Origin of the sequence: Sulfurihydrogenibium sp. (assembly GCF_027448985.1) — a bacterium.
Classification (GTDB): domain Bacteria; phylum Aquificota; class Aquificia; order Aquificales; family Hydrogenothermaceae; genus Sulfurihydrogenibium.
This window is the reverse complement of the sequence record NZ_DAIDMN010000028.1, coordinates 1-14,798: the sequence shown is the minus strand read 5'-3', so window position 1 is coordinate 14,798 and position 14,798 is coordinate 1. Positions and strand designations below refer to the sequence as shown.

General features: G+C 33.6%; 18 protein-coding genes. 3 read left to right on the top strand and 15 right to left on the bottom strand.

Translation table 11 applies throughout. From position 1 onward, the window contains the following. From mutL to NE054_RS03745, 4 genes are all read right to left on the bottom strand, one after another. The coding region (gene mutL / locus NE054_RS03760; RefSeq protein ID WP_297888715.1) for a DNA mismatch repair endonuclease MutL at positions 1-1,526 on the bottom strand (1,526 nt) is incomplete at its 3' end. Continuing rightward, on the bottom strand, positions 1,523-2,788 hold the full coding sequence (locus tag NE054_RS03755) for a nodulation protein NfeD (protein ID WP_297888713.1): 1,266 nt from the start codon (positions 2,786-2,788) through the stop codon (positions 1,523-1,525). The genes NE054_RS03755 and mutL, both read right to left, overlap by 4 nt. A gap of 97 nt (positions 2,789-2,885) precedes the next feature. Then, on the bottom strand, positions 2,886-3,092 hold the full coding sequence (locus tag NE054_RS03750) for a cold-shock protein (RefSeq protein ID WP_297888710.1): 207 nt from the start codon (positions 3,090-3,092) through the stop codon (positions 2,886-2,888). Positions 3,093-3,104: 12 nt separating this feature from the next. Further along, complete coding sequence (locus tag NE054_RS03745; protein ID WP_012459096.1) at positions 3,105-3,311, bottom strand: cold shock domain-containing protein; 207 nt, start codon at positions 3,309-3,311, stop codon at positions 3,105-3,107. Positions 3,312-3,603: 292 nt separating this feature from the next. Here NE054_RS03745 and moaA point away from each other — a divergent pair, with 292 nt between their 5' ends. The 3 genes from moaA to mog are packed head-to-tail and all read left to right on the top strand — an operon-like array spanning position 3,604 to position 5,679. Beyond that, positions 3,604-4,569 carry a GTP 3',8-cyclase MoaA gene (moaA, locus tag NE054_RS03740; protein ID WP_297888708.1) on the top strand — a complete coding sequence of 322 codons (966 nt, stop codon included), beginning with the start codon at positions 3,604-3,606 and terminating at the stop codon, positions 4,567-4,569. Positions 4,570-4,607: 38 nt separating this feature from the next. Continuing rightward, positions 4,608-5,156: a hypothetical protein gene (locus tag NE054_RS03735; RefSeq protein WP_297888706.1), complete on the top strand. Its 549-nt coding sequence runs from the start codon at positions 4,608-4,610 to the stop codon at positions 5,154-5,156. Beyond that, positions 5,149-5,679 (top strand): molybdopterin adenylyltransferase, encoded by a 531-nt coding sequence (gene mog / locus NE054_RS03730; protein WP_297888704.1) that lies wholly within the window; start codon positions 5,149-5,151, stop codon positions 5,677-5,679. The genes NE054_RS03735 and mog overlap by 8 nt, the downstream gene beginning before the upstream one ends. Here mog and folD read toward each other — a convergent pair. The 11 genes from folD to NE054_RS03675 all read right to left on the bottom strand — a co-directional run. Next, on the bottom strand, positions 5,669-6,523 hold the full coding sequence (gene folD, locus NE054_RS03725; protein ID WP_297888702.1) for a bifunctional methylenetetrahydrofolate dehydrogenase/methenyltetrahydrofolate cyclohydrolase FolD: 855 nt from the start codon (positions 6,521-6,523) through the stop codon (positions 5,669-5,671). The genes mog and folD overlap by 11 nt on opposite strands. A 9-nt stretch (positions 6,524-6,532) precedes the next feature. Beyond that, on the bottom strand, positions 6,533-8,071 hold the full coding sequence (gene purH / locus NE054_RS03720; protein WP_297888699.1) for a bifunctional phosphoribosylaminoimidazolecarboxamide formyltransferase/IMP cyclohydrolase: 1,539 nt from the start codon (positions 8,069-8,071) through the stop codon (positions 6,533-6,535). After that, complete coding sequence (locus NE054_RS03715) at positions 8,072-9,316, bottom strand: glycosyltransferase (protein WP_297888696.1); 1,245 nt, start codon at positions 9,314-9,316, stop codon at positions 8,072-8,074. A 13-nt stretch (positions 9,317-9,329) separates the two neighbouring features. After that, the gene (locus tag NE054_RS03710; RefSeq protein WP_297888691.1) at positions 9,330-9,818 is read right to left on the bottom strand and encodes a DUF29 domain-containing protein; all 489 of its coding nucleotides are present in this window, start codon (positions 9,816-9,818) and stop codon (positions 9,330-9,332) included. Positions 9,819-9,863: 45 nt separating this feature from the next. After that, a complete protein-coding gene (gene thrB / locus NE054_RS03705; protein WP_297888688.1) occupies positions 9,864-10,781 on the bottom strand; it encodes a homoserine kinase in 918 nt (305 codons plus the stop codon). After that, positions 10,774-11,712, bottom strand: a complete 939-nt coding sequence (gene rfaD / locus NE054_RS03700; RefSeq protein WP_297888686.1) for an ADP-glyceromanno-heptose 6-epimerase — start codon at positions 11,710-11,712, stop codon at positions 10,774-10,776. Before rfaD ends, thrB begins: the two co-directional genes overlap by 8 nt. Before the next feature lie 3 nt (positions 11,713-11,715). Further along, positions 11,716-12,186: an acetyl-CoA carboxylase biotin carboxyl carrier protein gene (accB, locus tag NE054_RS03695; protein WP_297888683.1), complete on the bottom strand. Its 471-nt coding sequence runs from the start codon at positions 12,184-12,186 to the stop codon at positions 11,716-11,718. A 37-nt stretch (positions 12,187-12,223) separates the two neighbouring features. Next, on the bottom strand, positions 12,224-12,796 hold the full coding sequence (gene efp, locus NE054_RS03690; RefSeq protein ID WP_297888680.1) for an elongation factor P: 573 nt from the start codon (positions 12,794-12,796) through the stop codon (positions 12,224-12,226). A gap of 52 nt (positions 12,797-12,848) precedes the next feature. After that, complete coding sequence (gene ruvA / locus NE054_RS03685; protein WP_297888678.1) at positions 12,849-13,394, bottom strand: Holliday junction branch migration protein RuvA; 546 nt, start codon at positions 13,392-13,394, stop codon at positions 12,849-12,851. Beyond that, on the bottom strand, positions 13,387-14,448 hold the full coding sequence (gene rlmN, locus NE054_RS03680; RefSeq protein ID WP_297888675.1) for a 23S rRNA (adenine(2503)-C(2))-methyltransferase RlmN: 1,062 nt from the start codon (positions 14,446-14,448) through the stop codon (positions 13,387-13,389). The genes ruvA and rlmN overlap by 8 nt, the downstream gene beginning before the upstream one ends. Next, on the bottom strand, positions 14,441-14,798 hold a 358-nt coding region (locus tag NE054_RS03675; protein WP_297888672.1), incomplete at its 5' end, for a M67 family metallopeptidase. The genes rlmN and NE054_RS03675, both read right to left, overlap by 8 nt.

Genomic DNA, 14,798 nt, shown 5'->3' with positions numbered 1-14,798 from the left:
ATTTTATAATAAATTGGTCTTCCGTGGGGACAGATGTTTGGATTTTCTGTTTTTATCCACTCTTTTATTAGTTGTTTTGCTTTTTCTAATGTAAGTCTATCTCCGGCGGTTATGGACATTTTGCAAGATAGTGAGGATGCTATTTTTTCATCGGATGTATCCGGATAGTTCTCCAATATCTCATAAAACACTTCCAATGCTTTTGAGTTTTCTACATTGTAAGGAATTGCAGTTAAAAAGTAATCTTCATTTTTACTTTCAACTATAAAACCTACTTTTTCTAAGGTTTCTTTTAATTCTTCTAATGTAAGTTTTTGAGATGATGTTAAATAAAGTTTTGCCGGAGAGATTAACCTTTGAGATGGTATTTTTTTATTTTGTTTTAGTTGATTTAGTACTATTTCGTACATTACTCTTTCGTTTGCAACGTGCTGGTCTATAAAGTAAACGTAAGAATCACTGTATGCAATTATAAATGTATCTTCTATCTGACCTACTATCTCAAATTTTCCATCTTTTGTTTGATAAATAGCCTTGTCTTGCCTTAATTCTTGGTATGATACTGTGTATGTTTTAAATTGGTTTAAACTATCTTTTAAAGCTGATTCTATCATATCTACTACTATGCTTTCTTTTCTAAATTTTACTTCTTGTTTTGTTGGGTGAACGTTTACGTCTATAAAGTAAGGTGGTAACTCAAAAAAGAGTATAAAAAGGCTATCTCCTATTTTTTTTCTGAGAATTGATGTTATTAAAGCATTTTTTACAGGTCTTTTATTGATGAATAGATGGCTTTTTTTTGATTTTGATGGATTTAAACTTACAAATCCGTAAATCTTTCCTAACTGATTTTCGTATTCTACATACTTTAGATTCTCTACAATTTCTTTTCCGTATATTAGGGATAGTCTTTCTTTTAAAGATGAAGGATAAAGGTTGTAAATCTCTTTTGAATCTATGTAAAGTTTAAAATGTTTATCCGGATTAGACAGTGCGTAGTTTATAAAAACATTCACATTATGCAGATTCTCTGTGTTTTCAGACTTTAAAAATTTCTCTCTTGCTGGAACATTAAAAAATAAATCTTTTACTTCAACTTTTGTACCGACAGGACATCCGGATTGAGAAAGAGATATTAATTTTCCTCCTTCCACAATAATCTCGTTTCCGTACAAATCATTTTTTGTTCTTGATTTGATTGTTAATTTACTTACAGCAGATATACTTGATAATGCTTCACCTCTAAAACCATAACTTAGGATACTATAAAGGTCTTCTTCATTTCTAATTTTACTTGTGTGATGTCGTTTTATTGCATTTATCAAATCTTCTTTTTCAATTCCTTCTCCGTTGTCAATAACGGATATCAACCTTTTTCCGGATTTTTCTATATAAACTTCAACAGTATTAGCCAAAGCATCTAAGGAGTTTTCTATCAGCTCCTTTAAGACAGATGCTGGTCTTTCTACTACTTCTCCGGCTGCTATTTTATTTATGACCTCTTCCGGCAATGGTTTTATTTTCAATCTTGTATCTCCTCTACTTTTAACTTTAATCCTTCCACCGAAACTATTTTTACTTTGGACTTAGCTTTTATCTCTTTTTCTGAATAAGCGTTCCAAAGTTCTCCATGGTACATAACTTTTCCACCATCTTTATCTATGTCTGTAACAGCTTGGGCAGTATCACCAATCATTGCTTCTAATCCAGTTTTTGGCTTTTCTTTTTGTACTTTTAAAGACAGATAACTTACCACAAAGAAAAACAAAGCACTAAACAAAACAACCGGAATAATAACGGATAAAGACAAGTCTCCGTAAGGTGAATCAGACGGTAGCAAAATAACAGACCCTAAAAGTATGGATACAGTTCCGGCTAAGGCAAGTCCTCCAAAAGTTGGAGTAATAGCTTCAATGATAAAAAATAAAACACCAAGTCCAATTAGTATCACACCAAGCCAATTTACAGATAAAATATTTAAAGAATACAAAGCTAAGGCTAAAGATATCAATCCAACAGTCCCCGGAATTATACTTCCCGGGTTGTAAAGCTCAAAGAAGATTCCATAAAAACCTATCATAAGTAAAAAGTATGCTACAGTTGGATTTGATAAGAATGATAACAGTTCTTCTTTAAAATTTTTTTCAACAAACACAAACTTTTGACCCTTTAAATTAAGAGTGATAACTTTAGAATTTTTTACTATTTTTTTCCCATCGATTTTGTTTATCAAATCATTCAAATCGTTAGCAACTACATCTATAACTTTTTTATTCAAAGCTTCATCTGCAGGAAGGTTAACACTTTCAGTTATCATTTTTTCTATAAGTTCCTCGTTTCTACCTTTTTCTCTTACTACTGATTTAACAAAAGCAACCATATCATTCATAACCTTTTTTTCCATAGTTTTGTCAACATCAGACCCATCCATACTGACAGGAGAAGCAGAACCTATGTTGGTAGATGGTGCCATCGCTGCAATGTCAGCAGATACGGTAATAATCGCTCCTGCAGAAGCAGCTCTTGAACCGGGAGGATAAACAAAAACAATAAAAGGAATATCTGTGTTATTGATACTTTTGATAATCTCTCTCATAGAAGTTTCCAATCCACCAGGAGTATCAAGTTGCAGGATTACAGCAGATGCTCTCTCTTTTTCCGCCTGTTGTATAACTCTGTTGATATAATCCACAGTCGTTGGAGTGATAGCATCGTTCCATTTAGCTACTATTATGTCTGCAAAAGAAACTTTTAAAACCAAAAGGACAAAAAGCAATATTCTTACCATTACAAATCTCTCGGAAAGTTTTTAAAGAATTAATTATATTATAGTTTTGATTTTTGAAAAGATGTTTGAAAAGGGGCAAAAGCCCCTTAAAAGAATTTTATATTTTGACTACGTTAGCCGCTCTTGGACCTTTCTCTTCTTGAACTATTTCAAATTCTACCTTTTCACCTTCTTCAAGATTTTTGAAACCTTTTCCTTGAATAGCTGAAAAGTGAACGAATATATCTTGTCCATTATCGTCTCTTGTTATAAAACCAAATCCTTTCTTAGAGTCAAACCACTTAACTGTACCTGTTACCTTCATACCTTTTCCTCCTTAAACTCTTACTACATTTGCTGCTTTAGGACCTTTTTCGTCCTGAGCAATTTCAAACTCTACTTTTTGACCTTCCTCAAGAGTTTTAAAACCTCTTGATTGAATAGCTGAAAAATGAACAAAAACATCTCCTTGGCCATCATCTCGTGTGATGAAACCAAAACCTTTCTTTGAGTTGAACCACTTAACTGTACCTGTGATACGCACGACAAAAAACCTCCAAAAATTAATTTAAATTACCTCTAACAGAAGAGGTTTAAAGAAATACTTTGATTTTTCTGGGACTTTAAGACTTTTTAAGATGGTGTGTCTTTTGCTCCCCTGGTACTTCTTTAAACATCTTCTATTATTTGTTGATAATAATTATGAGGCAGTTTTTTATAAATGTCAACTATAAAATGCACATTTTTTATGCAACTTTATTCGTTGTTACATACTTGTCAAATCGACAAAAAAGTTATATCCTTTTATAAGAAAAGTTTTGAAGAGGTGAACAAATATGGAAATATCATATCTAAGGATATCTGTTACAGATAAATGTAATTTAAAATGTTTTTACTGTAGACCAGATAACATGGACTACATACCTCACCAAGAAATTTTAAGGTATGAAGAAATAGCAAAGTTAGTGAAAGCAATGACCAAATACGGTTTGAAAAAGGTCAGAATTACAGGAGGAGAACCCCTTGTAAGACCTCAAATTGAAAATCTTGTATACCTTTTAAAACAGATTCCCCAGATTGAAGATATAGGTATGACAACAAACGGTATAACTTTAGCTCAGCACGCAGAAAAATTAAAAAAATCCGGATTAAATAGATTAAACATAAGTATTGACAGTCTCAAACCAGACTTATTTTACCAGATAACAAAAGGAAGATTGGAAGATGTGTTAGAAGGTATAAAAGTAAGTAAAAAGTTAGGATTTGACCCTATTAAAGTAAACGCTGTAATAATAAAAGGATTGAACGACAATGAAGCTCTTGATTTTGTTGAGTTTGGAATTGAGTACGGTGTAGAAGTAAGATTTATAGAGATGATGCCTTTGGGACAAGGATATATAAAATGGGAAGAAGAAATGGTAAAACCATTGGACGAGATAAAACAAAAGATAGAGGAAAAATACGGAAGATTATTACCATCTTTCTCAATTGGAAGTGGTGCCGCAAAAGTTTATCAGCTTCCAAAGTACAAAACAAAGATAGGTTTTATCACACCAATCTCAAACCCATTTTGTGATGGATGCTCAAAACTTCGTTTAACAGCTGAAGGAAGTATAAAACTGTGTTTAAGAACGGATGAAGAAATTCCGGTAAAAGAAGTTTTAAGAAACGGTTCAGAAGAAGATTTAGATAAATTTTTACAAAAAGTGTTGATTGAAAAAGAGTTATCAAACATGAAAATACAAAAATCCAACTACTCATTTTCCGACTGTGCAAGAGTTATGACAAGTATAGGAGGATAGTGTATAATCTTTTATAATATTTTAAAGTGGTGATTAAAATGGGAGAAATTAAAGGACAGATTAACCAAGAAGTTATTGATACTCTTGTTTCTTTGACTAAAAATATCCTTGGAGACAAAGCGGTAGAACAAATATTAAATACTATTTGTGAAAAAATTGGAAATCAGTGTTCAGGAAGAGATATCGTTTTTGCATTTGCGGATGAAATTCAGAATATGTACGGACAAAAAGGTGGTTATGCAATTGTCCGTCAACTTGGAAGAGAGGTTGCCAAAGTTTTAATGGAAAAATATCCTAAAGAAGAGTGGGAAGATTTGTTAGAAAAAAGTTTAAACACTTTTGGATTTGCATACAAGATAGAGAGAAACAAAAACGAAGCTTATATATGTAACTGTGTATTTTACGAAGATGTTTTGAAACCAAGGAATTTGGGACCTATACAACATTGTGTATGTTGGTGTGGTTGTGGTTTTATTGAGGCTTTTGTAAAAGGACTTGAAGAAGGTGTTAAAGGGATACAATGGGTTGAAAGAGACTACGAAAATCAAAAATGTAAGTTTATTTTTTTGAGGGATAAAAATGGATAAAGCGATTATAGGAGTTTTGACTATATCAGACAGAGCAAGTAAGGGTATCTATGAAGATATCAGTGGTAAAGCTATAATAGATTATCTTAACGATATTTTAATAACGCCTTTTGAAATTGAGTATAAGGTTATCCCGGATGAACTTGAAATAATAAAACAAACTATGATAGATATGGCAGATAATAAAAAATGTTGTCTTATCCTTACTACCGGTGGAACGGGACCTGCAAAAAGAGATGTGACTCCAGAAGCAACAGAATCGGTATGTGAAAAGATGATGCCCGGATTTGGAGAGCTGATGAGACAGGTTTCCTTACAACAGGTACCAACAGCAATCCTTTCAAGACAAACAGCCGGAATAAGAGGAAGTTGCCTTATCGTAAACCTTCCCGGAAAACCCCAATCAATAAAACTATGTCTCGATGCTATCTTCCCAGCAATACCGTACTGTATAGAATTAATAGATGGACCATTTATAAACACGGACCCATCAAAAGTAAAAGCCTTTAGACCTAAAAAGTAACATTCCTTTTGTAAACGTTTAACGTATTGTATAAAAGCATAGCAACCGTCATAGGACCTACACCACCCGGAACAGGTGTTATTGCATAAGCCTTTTCTTTTACTTTATCAAAATCCACATCTCCTACAATCTTACCATCAACTCTATTTATACCAACATCAACAACAACAACACCTTCTTTTACCATATCTGCTGTTATTAATTTTGGTTTTCCAACAGCTACAACAAGTATATCAGCCTTTAAGGTATGGCTTTTTAAATCTTTTGTATTTTTGTGACATACTGTAACGGTTGATTTTTCATCCTTTAAAAATAGTAAGGACATAGGCTTTCCAACGATATTACTTGCTCCAACAACCACAACATCTTTACCGAAAGTATTTATCTTGTAGTACTCTAAAAGTTTAACAATACCATAAGGTGTACATGGAACTATTCCATCATCTCTTCCGGTTGCAAGTTTACCAACATTTAACGGGTGAAAACCATCAACATCCTTCTTAGGATTTATAGCTTCTATTATTTCAAGAGTATTTATGTGTGAAGGAAGTGGTAGTTGAACGAGTATTCCATCTACTCCTTCATCACCGTTTAGCTGACCTATAAGGTCTAAAAGTTCTATCTGGGTTGTGTTTTCTGGTAAAAAAAATGGTTTTGAATTAATCCCTACCGATTGACAATCCTTTATTTTTTTATTTACATAAATTTGGCTTGCAGGATTGTTTCCTACTAAAATAACCGCTAAAGTAGGTCTTCTGTATCCTTTTTCTATATAGGTTAAAACTTGATTTTTTATCTCTTCTTTTATCTTTTCCGCTAAAATTTTACCATCTAAAAGTATCATCTACACTCCTTAGTGTTTAAAATGTCTCATTTTGGTAAATATCATAGCTATACCGTGTTCGTTACATGCTTTGATAACTTCATTGTCTCTTATAGAGCCTCCTGGCTGAATTACAGCTTTTATTCCATACTTTGAAGCAAAGTCTATACTGTCTCTAAATGGAAAGAATGCCTCAGAAGCTAAAACACTTCCTTCCAATTCAAGTCCAAACTCTTTGGCTTTTTTAACTGCCGTTTCTAAACTGTCAACTCTTGATGTTTGTCCTACTCCTATTCCTACTGACCTTCTATCTTTTGCAATAACAACTGCATTTGATTTAACATGTTTAACAACCTTCAACGCAAATAAAAGGTCTTCTAACTCTTTCTCACTTGGTTTTCTTTGGGTGACTACCTCTAATGTTTCGTAAAGTCCTTTATCTCTGTCCTGAATTAGATATCCTCCGGATAATCTTTTTAAATCTTTTCCTTCTGTATCTTTTTCAAAATTTTTTACTTTTACAACTCTTAAATTTTTCTTTGATTTTAAAACTTCCAAAGCTTCCTTAGAAAAAGAAGGGGCAACAACAACTTCCAAAAACAGTTGGGTTAGGGTTTGGGCAGTTTCTTCATCTAACTCTCTATTAAATGCAACTATTCCACCAAAAGCTGATTTTGGGTCTGTCTGTAATGCTAACTTGTATGCGTTTAAAATGTTATCACTTTCTGCAACACCACAAGGGTTGTTGTGTTTTACTATTACACAAGCCGGATTTTCAAACTCTTTTACAAGTAGTAAAGAAGCTTCAACATCTAAGTAGTTGTTGTAAGACATCTCTTTTCCTTGAAGAATCTCTGAATCTGCGACAGATAGACCTTCTTCTACAGGATTTATGTACAAAGATGCTTTTTGATGTGGGTTTTCACCGTACCTTAAAGGCGATTTTTTCCTCATCGGTACTGTCAATTCACTTGGAAAATCTTCATTTATCCCAAATTTTTCATTTAGTACGTGTGAGATTATACTATCGTAAATGGCAGTATGTCTAAATGCTTTTAACGAAAGGATTTTCTTTGTATCAAGTGATATATCACCTTTTGTTTTTAACTCTTGAATAACTACGTTGTAATCTTTGGGGTCAGTTATTATTGCAACGTATTTATAATTCTTTGCAGATGCACGGACCATTGCAGGTCCACCTATATCAATGTTTTCTATAATCTCGTCTAAATCTGAGCCTTTTTTGACAGTTTTTTCAAAAGGATAAAGATTTATAGCAACTATATCAATAGGAGTTATGCCATTTTCCTGTAGTTGTTTCATATGGTTAGGGTTATCTCTTACAGCCAAAATTCCACCATGGATTTTTGGATGGAGGGTTTTTACTCTACCGTCCAATATCTCCGGAAATCCAATTATCTGTGATACTTCTACAACTTCTATACCGTTCTCTCTTAGATGTTTTGCGGTTCCAGAAGAAGATACTATTTCATAACCAAGATTTACAAGTTCTTTTGCAAACTCTACTATACCTGTTTTGTCTGATACTGATATTAATGCTCTTTTCAATTACTCCTCCTTGGTCTCTTGTTTTTGTTCTTCTTGTAAAGACTGTTTTATGATGTCTTCCATTATGTTCGCTAAGATTTCTCCTCTTTGGTAAATAGTGTGTTCTTTTAGTGCTTTTTCTCTTCCGGATTTGGATATCTCTGCCATCTCATCGGGTGCTTCTTCAAGGTAGTAAGCAACTTTTCCTTCTATCTCTATAAAGTCTACAGGATGGTAAGTTATGATTTCTTTTTCAGGGGTAAAGAAAGATTTAGACGAAAGTCTATCTTCTACAAAGGTAAGGCTTCCGGATGCCACACTATCAAAAACTGTAAATCCAAGTCCAGTTGGTATAAAAGGTGGCTGGCTTAAAAGGGCTATTTTCGTTCTTGATAAGAAATCTACAACATCCTTTTGAGAAACTACATCTTCGTATACAACTACATTTTCTTTTGGTTCTCCTATTACAGGACCTAAAATGTTAACTTCGTAGTTTTCAATAGCATCAATTATTGACCATCTTCTTAGGTACATAGCGTAAAGTCCTATCTCTGTTAGTAAAGTCATAAAGTCCGCTTCGTTTTCTTGTTGGAATTGAATCAACGCAGCTTGAAAATCCGGATTTAACTGAGATAGTAAGTATCCAGATGCAAATCTAATAGGCATATCTGGATTTCTGTATATCAATCTACCAAGCTCTATAGCAAATCCTAACAAGTTAGGGTCAAATCTCTCTTGCCACTGATTTTCTATGATGGTAGGGTCAGTTATAGGTCCTACAAAGGCAACTTCAAACTCTTTCTCTCTTAATGGTGGTATTTTTGAAGGATTTACTCCAGGTGGAATAAATGCTACATTCTTACCTGCTGACCTTAACCACTGGGTATGTTCTATATCCATCGTTGCGTAAAGTATCTGGTTGGATTGTAAAACAGGTTTTAATTTTGTATAGTGTATCATAGGGTCATCTATAAACCAAGTTATATGAATGTTCCCAAGTAAATCACAGAATGGAAGTTGTTGACCTTCTCTTTCTGCGTATATCATTCCATCAAGGTTTAAATCAAAGGTAAAAAGTGGCTTATACTCCAATATCTGATTGATAACGTCTTGAACGTTTTCAGCTGTAAGGTCTATTACCTTCACTTCAAAGTTTCTTGCTGAAACAGATTTTGCAAGTCCATCCATTATTGATTCTGCCATCTGTCTTGGGTCAGGCGTTTTTAGAAAAACAACTCTTGGTTTTGTAATTTTATTTTCTTCCATCGATTACTCCTTTTTAAAGTTTTTTACTTAACGCTTCTTCGTATGTGTATGGACATTTTTCAGATATGTTAAAGTCATCTGGATTGTATCCGTTGTTTCTTAACCATCTTCTTAATCTAACTTTTGCTTTATCCCATGCGGTATCAAAATATTCAATCAATTTTACCTTCAAGCTTGGATGTCTTTTAAAAAGAAAAACAATCTCATCTTTAGAGTTTTCTATACTTCTAATCCAGCTATCTCCGGCTTTATCTCCACCAGCTAAATGTTTAAAGTTATCTAATTTGTAAAGATGTTCCAATATTACAGCTAAATAACTTATACACGCTTCCAAATGTCTTAATCCCATATCTTCAATCTCCATAAGTAGGTTATCCCAATCTACAAGTTCATAGGCTTTGTCTTTCAGCAGTTGCAGATTTGTCTCTACCCATAGTGGATAATCTTCATCGTAAAGTTTTTTTAAGTCTTCTTTTGTAAATTTTCCGGATAAGGTTGCCATAATATCACTCCTACTTTCTTTAAAAACTCTACTAATATCTTAAATTTAAGCTTCTTTTTCAAATATTTCTATCTTAGCACCTTCTGTGTCTATATCTAAAACTTTATACTCGGCACTTATTGATACTTCTTTGAAGGCTTCCACCATTGATTGACCAATTTTGTCAAAGTTTTCTGTTGCCAAGGCAAGCATCGTACTACCAGCACCACTTAAAGAAGCTCCAATGGCTCCGTTTTTGTAAGCACTTTCTATGACTTTGTCAAAGTTGGGAATAAGATTTTTTCGGTATGGTTGGTGTAATCTATCTTCCATCGCTACTTTTAACAAATCATACTTTTTTTCTTCTATCGCTTTGATAAATAAGGTTGCTCTTTGTAGATTAAAGATAGCATCTTTTAATGGGACTTCTTTTGGTAATACAGACCTTGCTAACTGTGTAGAAAGTTCAAAATCCGGAATAACAACAACCGCTTTAATATCTTTTGGAAAATCTATTTTACTGTAATAGGTTTTTTGCTCTGTTTTCAAAGCTGTGATAAAACCACCTTTCCAGGCAGGAAGGAGATTATCCGGATGGGGTTCAAACAGGTAGGCAACTTTAAAAAACTCCTCATCTGTAAGGGGTTTTTTGTGAACAGCAAAACTTGTAAGTATTCCGGCAACTATCGCTGTTGCACTACTTCCAAGACCTCTTGCAACGGGAATATTTATGGTTTGCTTTAACCTTGCACCGTGAAATGTTTTTCCCTCAGATTCACAAAGGTACTTAACTACCTTTATAAACAAGTTATTTTCAGGATTTTTTAAAAACTCATTTTCTGGAAAGGACTCTATAAAAATACCTTCTGCTTCTTCTACTTCAAACTCGTTGTAAAGAGTTAAGGCAAGACCAAAAGTATCAAATCCGGCTCCAAGATTTGCTGTCGTTGCAGGTACTTTTACCTTTACTACCTTTTTACTCATTTATTCTTCCTTCCAATATGTCAACGTACTCTTTTATTCCTCTTTGTATTGAGTATCTTGGCACAAAACCAAGCTCCTCTTTTATCTTTGTCATATCCGCTTGAGTGTACTCTTGGTAAAAATCGTAAGGGCAGTCAAAGTAATCCGGTTCCAAATTGGTTCCAAGGGCTTGATTTAAGTACTTGATAACGTCATTAAATGATGTTGCTTCTCCACTTCCTACATTGTAAACCGTTGACCTTGGGGCTTTAGAAGCAAGTATGGTTGCATCTACTGCATCTTTAACGTAAACAAAGTCTCTTTTTTGTTCTCCCCATTTGAATATCCTCGGTCTTTGCCCTGATTTCATCTGAAGGTAAAGTTGATAAATCATACTCGCAAACTTACCTTTATGGGCTTCCCGTGGACCGTAGACGTTAAAATACCTAACACCTACTATTTTTAACCCGCTTTTATCAGAAAACTCTTGAGCAAGATTGTCCATGATATACTTTGAAAAAGCGTAAACATTTTCAGGTGATTTTTCTCTATCTTCTTTAAGTGGTACATGTTCTTTAACATTACCGTAAACAGAAGCAGAAGATGCGTAAACAACTATACTCTCATTATCATAAGCAAGCTCTAAAATATTTTTAAAACCATCTACGTTCCTTCTAACCATGTACTCTTGGTCCGTAACGGTTGTATCAGTTATAGATGCTAAGTGGAATATGATATCCGGTTTAAAATCTTCTATTTTAAAAAACACCTCATCGGTAGAAACATCACATGAGTAAACTATACCTTTGAACCCTTTTAAATTTTTGAAGTTTGCACTTGAAAAATCATCTAAAATTAATATTTTACTATCTGGATAATCTTTTTGAAGTTTTAAAGCCAAGTTTGAACCTATAAATCCGGCTCCTCCTGTTATCAGTATGTTATGAAACATCAACTACACCTCTATATAAAAAAGTTCTTGACCGTACTCTACAGGCTGACCGTTTTCTACCAGTATCTTTACAACCTTTCCATCTACATCGGACTCTATCTCGTTCATAACCTTTAAAGCTTCTATTATACACAACACCTGACCTTTTGAAACCATATCACCTTCTTCAACAAAAGGTGGGGCTCCCGGAGATGGTGACCTGTAAAAGGTTCCAACTAACGGAGATTTAATAACGTGGTACTTTTTCTGTATCTCTTCTTTTACTTGAGTTTCTACCGGAGCTTTTATCTCTTCTTTTATTTCCACCACCGGCTGGGGGATGTAATAGGTTGGGGGTAGTGTTTGAGATAAAATTTCTTTTGGTCCCAAATACTGTTTTATCCTTATTTTCCCGGATTCTGTAAGGATTTCAAGTTCCTCTACTTTGGTATCTTTTAACTTTTCTATAAGTTCAAAAACAAATTCTTTATCCATAACTCCTCCAACTTCCCTTCCAAAAGGGAATAACTCTTTACTTGTTGACCCTTTCTATGTATGTACCTTTCTCCGTATCAACCTTTATCTTATCTCCAACGTTTATAAATAAAGGAACTTGAATGGTAGCTCCTGTTTCTATTTTTGCTGGTTTTAAAGTGTTTGTAGCAGTATCTCCTTTGAATCCGGGTTCTGTTTCTACTACTTCGTAAACTTCATGTTTTGGAAGTTCTATTCCTATTGGATTACCTCTGTCTAAAAATACTACTACTTGCATACCTTCTTTTAAAAATTGTGCTTCATGCTCCATGTTTTCAGCCGGAACTGCAAAAGTTTCATAAGTGTTTGTATCTAAGAAGTAGTAATAGGAACCGTCTGTGTAGGAGTAGTTCATAAATCTTTGTTCAAAGTCTGCAAGCTCGATAGAGTCTGAGGATTTAAAAGTAAACTCTGTTACGTTTCCTGTTCTCATATTTTTTGCTCTAACTCTTACGAAAGCTTGTCCTTTTCCGGGTTTAACGTGTTCATAACTAACAACTTTGTAAGGTTGATTGTCAACTAAAATAAATTGGTCTCTTGCAATTCTGTTGATATCAATTTTGATTCCCATAAACTCCTCCGAGAAATTTTTTAAAGTAAAATTATACCAAAATTTAAGGTCGTTATTTTGTTGAATTACTTAACTCTTGGATAGCAAATTTTAGAGCTTCTTCTATATTACCAAACTGCTTTAAGGCTGTTTTTGAGATTCTGTAAGAGCTTTCTTTATCGTATCCAAGATTTATAAGGGTTTTAGCCAAATCTTCCACCAGTTCATTTTCAAAGCTTAGTTTTCCCTTTAATTCTACTACTATCCTTTGAGCTGTTTTTTTGCCAATACCTTGAACTTTAATAAGGCTGTTGATATCTGCTTCTTCTAATATACTCTGAAACTCATCTACAGAAAATACTGATAAAATTGATAAAGCGTGTTTCTCCCCTACTCCGTGTATTTGTAGTAATAAGTTAAATATTTCTCTTTCTTCTTTCGTTTTAAATCCAATGAGACGAATTTCATCTTCCTTTATCTTTAAAACTGTGTAAACTGTGTCTTCTTCCAAAAATTTTTCCGAATCCGGAACGTTTACAAGAAAACCAAAACCATATTTTTCTATGAGTATTTTATTTTTATCTATTTTTTTTATTTTTCCGGATATGTAATCAAACATCTATCTGTAAAAGCTCCTTCTTTCTAAGTTGTCCACAAGCTGCTGCTATATCTCTTCCCTTGCTCCATCTTATGAAGGTGGCTATATTGTTATCCCACAGGATTTTTTCAAAAGCTAACACTCTATTTTCTTCTGGTCTTTCAAAATCGGACTCAGGATAAGGATTAAAAGGTATGAGATTTACCTTAAATCTGTGTTTGTCTTTTTTCAAAAGATTTACAAGTCTTTTTGCATCTTCAGGTGTATCGTTTACATTTTTTATTAGGACATACTCAAGAGTTATTCTCCATCCAGGTTTTAAAGGTATACTTCTTAAAAGTTCCATAAGTTCTTCTAAAGTGTTTGTTTGAGATATCGGCATAAGGTATGCTCTTTGATTTTGGTTAGATGCGTTTAAAGAAACGGCAAGTTTTACCTCTGGAAAGTCTTTATCTTCATACATCTTTCTAATTTGATGAAGTATTCCACTTGATGATATGGTTATCTTCCTATGGGATAACTTACACATATCCGGATGAGTAAAGATTTGGACGGATTTTTTGACATTTTCGTAGTTTGCCAACGGCTCTCCCATTCCCATATAAACGATGTTCGATATCCGGTTTTCTTCAGATTCTCCCAAAAATCTTTGGACGTTGATGTATTGGTCAACTATTTCTGACGTTTCAAGATTTCTTATTAAACCATCTTTTGTTGTATAACAGAATCTACAACCAACAGCACACCCTACTTGTGTGGAAACACACAGAGTTTTATGGTTTTTTTCATTGATTAAAACGGTTTCTATGGTGTTACCATCTTTCAACTTCCACAAAAACTTTATACTTCCGTCTATCTTTGATTGCTGGTATGTAATTAGCTGTAAGGAGTTTATCTCACATTCTTTTTCTAAAGTTTGTCTGATATCCTTCGATAGGTCAGTCATCTCTTGAAAAGATTTAACCTTTTTGTTATAAAGCCACTTTGCTATCTGTTTTGCTCTAAACTTCTGCCAACCTTTCTCCAACACAAACTTTTCAAGCTCTTTGTAATTTAAATTTTTTAAGTTAATCATGTTCTAACACTTCCTCTTCTTCAAATATTCCATCTTTTAAATACCAACTTCTATAAGAAACTGCTTTTCCTTTTTGAACACTTACTATAATATACGACATATCTTCCAATGCGTAAAGTAAATCTGTCTGGGAAGGTCTATCCGGATGGTCCGGATGAGAGTGGTAAATACCTACTATTTGTAAATTATTTTTATCTGCATAATCCTCAACTCTCATATAATCCTTAGGTGAAATATCAAACCTATCGTTAGCTCTTTCCTTATTCTGGTTTTCTACTTGAATAACCTCAACTGCTTCTCTTACATTATTTTGATAATCATTTTTACCCAAGATAAAACCACACACTTCA